Below are 5,956 nucleotides of genomic sequence, written 5' to 3' on the forward strand. Positions count from 1 at the left end.
GAGCCCTGCATCCAGCCTGCCAACAACCTTGCGTGCGCGCGCAAGAGGTCGCCGGTCGAGCCGCATTCTTCCGCGAGCTTGGTGACCGTCGCCGCCACGCGGCGGCCCGCCTCCTCCACAGCCGCCACCGCGATCGAGGATTTTCCGTCCGGAAAGTAATGGTAGAGCGATCCTTTTGGCGCGCCGCTGACATCGACGATGTCGTTCAGCCCGGTCCGGGCAAATCCCTGGCGGCGGAACAGCGTCACCGCGGCATTGATGATGGGCTGGCGGTGTTTCGGCACGGCCGGCATGGCGCTCTCCCCTTCGCATGAAATTATATTGATTGGTCTACATCAGCCTCCCACAGTCAAGCCTGGTCCATGACAGGAGAGACAAATGGCAGTGGGAGTGAGCTTTGAGGTGAACGAGGGCGTCGCGCGGATCGGGCTCGACGACGGCAAGGTCAATGTGATGTCGACGACCATGCTGGCCGAGATCGGCGCCGCCCTCGACCGGGCCGAAAAGGAAGCCGAGATCGTGGTGCTGCGCTCGGCACGACCCGGCATCTTCTCCGCCGGCTTCGATTTGAAGGTGTTCGCCTCCGGCGATGCCGCCAGAAGCCTCGAAATGGTCCGCGCCGGCGCGGAGCTTGCGCTGCGGCTGATGTCGTTTCCACATCCGACGGTCGGTGTAATGGAAGGCCACGCCTATCCGATGGGAACGTTCCTGCTGCTCGCCTGCGACGTCAGGCTGGGCGCGCGCGGGCGGCATCGCATGGGGCTGAATGAGGTCGCGATCGGCATCGCGCCGCCGAGCTTTGCCATCGAACTGGCGCGCAGCCGCCTGCATCCGGCTTGGCTCAGCCGCACCGCCACGCTCGGTGAAATGTACGAGCCCGAGGAGGCGCTGACCGCCGGGTTCCTGGATCGTGTGGTTGCGCTGGATGCCGTCGACGTCACCCTTGCGGAGACCATCGCCGCGCTGCGCGCCATCCACAAGCCGTCGCATGCGACTGCCAAGAAGCGTCTGCGTCAGCCCACGATGGACGCAATGCGTACGGCGATCGATCGCGAGTTGACCATGGCTGCCTACAAGGCGAGCGACCGGGCGCGTAGGGCGGTGGCAATGCCCGGCTGGGGCCAGCCGTCCGGCGGAAAAGGCCCGGCTGATCTGGCGCAATTTGAGGGAACCGTGTAGATCGGTTTCATGAGCACTGGCAATGTCAACGTCGTCGCCCACCCCCTGGTCCAGCACAAGCTCTCCCTGATGCGGGAGAAGGACCGCTCGACCAAGAGCTTTCGCGAGATCCTGAACGAGATCGGGATGCTGCTCGGCTACGAGGTGACGCGCGATTTGCCGCTGGAGCTGGTCGGGATCGAGACGCCGATCGCGGCCATGCAGGCACCCAAGATCGCCGGCAAGAAGCTCACGCTGGCGCCGATCCTGCGCGCCGGCGTCGGCTTCCTCGACGGCATGCTGGCGCTGATGCCCTCGGCGCGCATCGCCCATATCGGGCTCTACCGCGACCCCGAGACGTTGCAGGCCGTGGAATATTACTTCAAGGCGCCGCAGGACCTGTCCGACCGCACCGTGATCCTGATGGACCCGATGCTGGCGACCGGCAACTCGGCCTGCGCCGGCGCCTCCCTGCTCAAGGCCCGCGGCGCCCGCGATATCCGCTTCGTCTGCCTTCTCGCCGCCCCCGAGGGCATCGCGCAGTTCCAGCGCGAACATCCCGACGTGCCGATCTGGACCGCCGCGATCGACGAGCGGCTCAACGACCACGGCTACATCGTGCCGGGCCTGGGCGATGCCGGCGACCGGATGTTCGGCACCAAGTAGACAGGTTTGCGCGATCAGGTTACTCCGGTTGCCATGAGTGCCAATGCGTCTTCGCTGCAATCGCTGATCCGGACCGAAGCCGCCGCCGATCCCGCCTTCGTATTCGACGGCACATCGGTTTCGCGCGCGGAATTCGCTGCCAAGATCGGGCAGAGCGCAGCCTGGCTTGCAGCGCAAGGCATCGGCAAGGGCGACGTGGTCGCGATCTGGCTGGTCAACCGGATCGAATGGCTCGCGCTGCTGTTCGCCGCCGCCCGCCTTGGTGCGATCGTCGCGGCCGTCAATACACGCTACCGCAGCGCCGACGTCGCGCATCTGCTCCGCCTCTCGGGCGCCAAGCTGATGGTGGTCGAGGCCGCCTTCCGCTCGATCGATTTCGCCGCGATCCTCGCCGATGTTGGCAAGGACGAGGCACCCGCGCTGCAGAAGGTCGCGGTGATCGGCGCGGATGCGATCCCGGCGCACTGGCCCTGCGTGCGCTTCGACGCCTTCGACAGGGCTTATCCCCCCGCCCCGCCAGCTCAGGACAACATCGACCTGCCGGTCCTGCTTTACACCACATCGGGCACCACCAAGGGGCCGAAGCTCGTCGCGCATTCTCAGCGCACGCTGGCCACGCACGCCACCTCCGTCGCCAACGCGCTCAAGCTTGATCCGCAGCGTCACTCGCTGCTGGCCATGCTGCCGTTCTGCGGCACTTTTGGCATGACAAGCCTGCTCGGCTTCGTCGCGGCGGGCGCGGCCATCCATGTGCTCGATGCCTTCGAGGCGGCGCCGGCCCTGAAGATTCTCAGCGAGCACCGGATCACGCACGCCTTTGGCTCCGACGAGATGTTCCGCCGTATCCTCGCCCTCACCGGTGCGCCACGCCCATTCAAGCATCTGGAAGTCTGCGGCTTCGCTGCGTTCCAGCCTGGCTGGCGCGAGCTTGCCGTGGCGGCCGAGGCGCGCGGCCTGCCGTTGTTCGGTCTCTACGGATCGAGCGAGGTGCAGGCGCTGTTCTCGATTGGCCGTGCCGGAGACGCCTTCGCCGAACGGATCGAGGGCGGCGGCTGGCCGATGTCCGCCGACGCAAAAGTGCGCGTGCGCGACAGCGAGACCGGCGAGGTTGTGTCGTTCGGCGTTTCCGGCGAAATCGAAATCAGCGCGCCATCGCGCTTCCTCGGCTATTTCAACAACCCGGATGCGACGCGCGATGCGATCACGGCCGACGGGTTCTTCCGCACCGGCGACATCGGCCGGATGCGCGGCGACGGCTCCTTTGTCTACGAGACCCGCGCGGGCGATGCGATGAGGCTCGGCGGTTTCCTCGTCGCCCCCGGCGAGATCGAGGACGAGCTCAAATCCTGCGCCGGTGTGGCCGACGCTCAGGTGGTCGCCGTAGATCTGAAGGGCCAGGCGCGCTGCGTCGCGTTCGTGATCCCGGCACAGGAGCTGCCGATACCGGAGGCGCTGATCGCGCACCTGCGCGACCGGCTCGCCGGCTACAAGGTACCGGCGCGAATCTATGTCGTGGATGCCTTCCCCGTCACCGACAGCGCCAACGGCGTCAAGATCCAGCGCGCCCGGCTACGCGCCATGGCGATGGAACGCATCGCCTCCGAATAGCAGCACGGCAAGACTCGCTCAGTACGATTTGGCGAGCCCCAGCACCTTCTCCGCGATGAAGCTGAGCGCGAGCTGCGGGCTGACCGGTGCGATGCGCGGGATCAGGACCTCGCGCAAATATCGCTCGACGTGGAACTCCTTGGCGTAACCGAAGCCGCCATGAGTCATCACGGCCTGCTCGCAGGCCGAGAAGCCCGCCTCGCCCGCAAGATATTTCGCGGCATTGGCCGCAGCGCCGCAGGGCATGCCCTTGTCGTATTGCCAGGCCGCCGACATCACCATCAGCCAGGCCGCCTCGAGCTCGACCCAGTTCACCGCGAGCGGATGCTGGATGCCCTGGTTCTTGCCGATCGGACGGTTGAACACCACGCGCGTCTTGGCGTATTCGGTGGCTCGCGCCAGCGCGAGCTTGCCGAGGCCGACCGCCTCCGCCGCGATCAGAATGCGCTCCGGGTTCATGCCTTCGAGAATGTACTGGAAGCCCTTGCCTTCCTCGCCGATCCGGTCCTCCATCGGAATTTCAAAATCCTCGAAGAACAGCTCGTTGGAATCGACGATCTTGCGGCCCATCTTCTCGATCTCGTGGACCTTGATCTTGTTGCGGTCGAAATCGGTGTAGAACAGGCTAAGACCGTGGGTCGGCGATCGCACCTCCTCCAGCGGCGTGGTGCGCGCCAGCAGCAGGATCTTGTGCGCGACCTGCGCGGTCGAGATCCACACCTTCTGGCCATTGACGATGTAGCGGTCGTTCTTGGCGACCGCGCGGGTCTTCAGTTGCGTGGTGTTGAGGCCCGTGTTCGGCTCGGTGACAGCGAAGCACGCCTTCTCGCGGCCCGCGACCATCGGCGGCAGCATGCGCTTGCGCTGCTCCTCGGTGCCGAACACCACGACCGGGTTGAGACCGAACACGTTGATATGCACCGCGGACGCACCGGACATGCCGGCACCCGATTCCGCAATGGTGCGCATCATGATCGCAGCTTCCGTGATGCCGAGCCCCGAGCCGCCATAGGCTTCCGGCACGCAGATGCCGAGCCAGCCGGCGTCGGCCAGCGCCTTGTGGAAGTCATGCGGGAAGCCGCCGTCGTGGTCCTTTTTCAGCCAGTAGGCGTCGGGAAAGCCTTCGCAGATCTTGGCGATGGCGTCGCGAATGGCTTCCTGCTGATCAGTGAGCGCGAAATCCATATTCTTGATCTCCCGGTCGGGAGCCGCGACCGCGCAATCTCGCTCCTCTTCGCGTTTCCCACTCAAAGGCCGTGGCCGATTGCTGCGCCCGGACGTGCCCTCGCTTGCGTTCTTTAACTTGAAAAACCGGGTACAGATACGTGAATTTGTCGATCAAGTGTGTGTACCATGCATAGGGTCATGCGGCGCGACGCGAGGAGCGCGCCGTTATTTCGCAGGGAGGAAACCGCGATGGCCGGACTTTATTTCGAAGACTTTTCGGTGGGCCAGGAATTCAGACACTTGCTGACCCGGGTCGTCACGGAGATGGACAACACGGCGATGATGCACAAGAGGCCGATCTGATGCGTTCGATGCTGTTCGTGCCGGGCGATTCCCCACGCAAATTCGAGAAGGCGAGCGAAGGCAAGGCCGACGCGCTGATCATCGATCTCGAGGATTCCGTCGTCGCCGAGAAGAAAACGGGGGCGCGCGGGTTAACTCTGGCGATGCTGAAGGGCTCTCGCGGCCCGCACCAGCTCTATGTCCGCGTCAACGCGCTGGACACCGGCATGACGCTCGCCGATCTCGCCGCGGTGATCCCCGGCAAGCCCGACGGCATCGTATTGCCGAAATCGCAGGGCGGCGATGACGTCCGGCAGATCGCGACCTGGCTCGAAGCGCTGGAAGTTGCGGCCGGCATCGCAGTCGGCACAACGCGCATCGTCTGCGTCGCGACGGAGACCGCCGGCTCGATCTTCGGCCTCGGCAGCTACAAGGGATGCTCCCCCCGCCTCGCCGGCCTGATGTGGGGCGCGGAAGATCTCTCGGCCTCGCTCGGTGCCACCGAGAAAGCCTCGGGCGGCGTGTTCCACAGTCCCTATCGCCTCGCGCGCGATCTCTGCCTGATGGCGGCCGCCGCAGCCGAGGTCGCGCCGATCGATACGGTCTACACCGACATCGACAATCTCACAGGCCTCGAGCAGGAGACGCGCGCCGCGCGTCGCGACGGCTTTTCGGCCAAGGCGCTGATCCATCCCAAGCATGTCGACATCGTCAATGCGGCGTTCGAGCCGACGGAAGCCGAACGGACCTGGGCGGAGAAGGTGATCGCTGCGTTCGCGAGCAATCCCAATTCCGGCACGCTGCGGCTCGACGGCCAGATGATCGACAAGCCGCATCTTCGCGCCGCGAAGAAGATCCTCGGCCAACCCTAGACCGGGGCGCAAGCCTCGTCCGTCGATCGACTTCGTCCGACAACTCCGGCGTGAAGCTCCCGCCTCAGTCAAATCCCTGAACGGGCGGCGCCGGTGGTTGTGCCGGCACGGCGGGCGCGGCCTGAGCCGGCGGGGCCGGATTG

At 65.6% G+C, this 5,956-nt stretch carries 6 protein-coding genes and 1 pseudogene; 5 read left to right on the top strand and 2 right to left on the bottom strand.

Going from position 1 to position 5,956, the window contains the following annotated elements:
• On the bottom strand, positions 1-293 hold a 293-nt coding region (locus MOV75_RS24595), incomplete at its 3' end, for a TetR/AcrR family transcriptional regulator (protein ID WP_247006762.1).
• 85 nt (positions 294-378) lie between these two features.
• Between MOV75_RS24595 and MOV75_RS24600 the strand changes: the two genes are divergently transcribed.
• From MOV75_RS24600 to MOV75_RS24610, 3 genes are read left to right on the top strand one after another with little or no spacing between them, the layout of a single operon-like run.
• Complete coding sequence (locus MOV75_RS24600; RefSeq protein ID WP_246929747.1) at positions 379-1,179, top strand: crotonase/enoyl-CoA hydratase family protein; 801 nt, start codon at positions 379-381, stop codon at positions 1,177-1,179.
• Positions 1,180-1,188: 9 nt separating this feature from the next.
• Positions 1,189-1,824 (top strand): uracil phosphoribosyltransferase, encoded by a 636-nt coding sequence (upp, locus tag MOV75_RS24605; RefSeq protein ID WP_246929746.1) that lies wholly within the window; start codon positions 1,189-1,191, stop codon positions 1,822-1,824.
• A 33-nt stretch (positions 1,825-1,857) separates the two neighbouring features.
• The gene (locus MOV75_RS24610; RefSeq protein WP_246929745.1) at positions 1,858-3,432 is read left to right on the top strand and encodes an AMP-binding protein; all 1,575 of its coding nucleotides are present in this window, start codon (positions 1,858-1,860) and stop codon (positions 3,430-3,432) included.
• An 18-nt stretch (positions 3,433-3,450) separates the two neighbouring features.
• On the opposite strand, the gene MOV75_RS24615 is transcribed toward MOV75_RS24610, so the two are convergent.
• Entirely contained in the window at positions 3,451-4,617 is a 1,167-nt protein-coding gene (locus tag MOV75_RS24615; RefSeq protein WP_246929742.1) for an acyl-CoA dehydrogenase family protein, read from the bottom strand.
• Positions 4,618-4,797: 180 nt separating this feature from the next.
• Between MOV75_RS24615 and MOV75_RS24620 the strand changes: the two are divergent.
• Positions 4,798-4,935 (top strand): annotated as a pseudogene (locus tag MOV75_RS24620) (MaoC family dehydratase); the annotation flags it as partial.
• Between the two features lie 26 nt (positions 4,936-4,961).
• Positions 4,962-5,813 carry a CoA ester lyase gene (locus MOV75_RS24625; RefSeq protein ID WP_246929740.1) on the top strand — a complete coding sequence of 284 codons (852 nt, stop codon included), beginning with the start codon at positions 4,962-4,964 and terminating at the stop codon, positions 5,811-5,813.
• Positions 5,814-5,956: the final 143 nt, after the last annotated feature.

The sequence above is a fragment of the Bradyrhizobium sp. PRIMUS42 genome (genome assembly GCF_023006515.1).
GTDB lineage: Bacteria > Pseudomonadota > Alphaproteobacteria > Rhizobiales > Xanthobacteraceae > Bradyrhizobium.

Excerpts from the sequence above, each read along its gene's own strand:
- MOV75_RS24615 (WP_246929742.1), bottom strand. The coding sequence starts at position 4,617 with ATGGATTTCGCGCTCACTGATCAGCAGGAAGCCATTCGCGACGCCATC.
- MOV75_RS24610 (WP_246929745.1), top strand. The coding sequence starts at position 1,858 with ATGAGTGCCAATGCGTCTTCGCTGCAATCGCTGATCCGGACCGAAGCC.
- upp (WP_246929746.1), top strand. The coding sequence starts at position 1,189 with ATGAGCACTGGCAATGTCAACGTCGTCGCCCACCCCCTGGTCCAGCAC.
- MOV75_RS24600 (WP_246929747.1), top strand. The coding sequence starts at position 379 with ATGGCAGTGGGAGTGAGCTTTGAGGTGAACGAGGGCGTCGCGCGGATC.
- MOV75_RS24625 (WP_246929740.1), top strand. The coding sequence starts at position 4,962 with ATGCGTTCGATGCTGTTCGTGCCGGGCGATTCCCCACGCAAATTCGAG.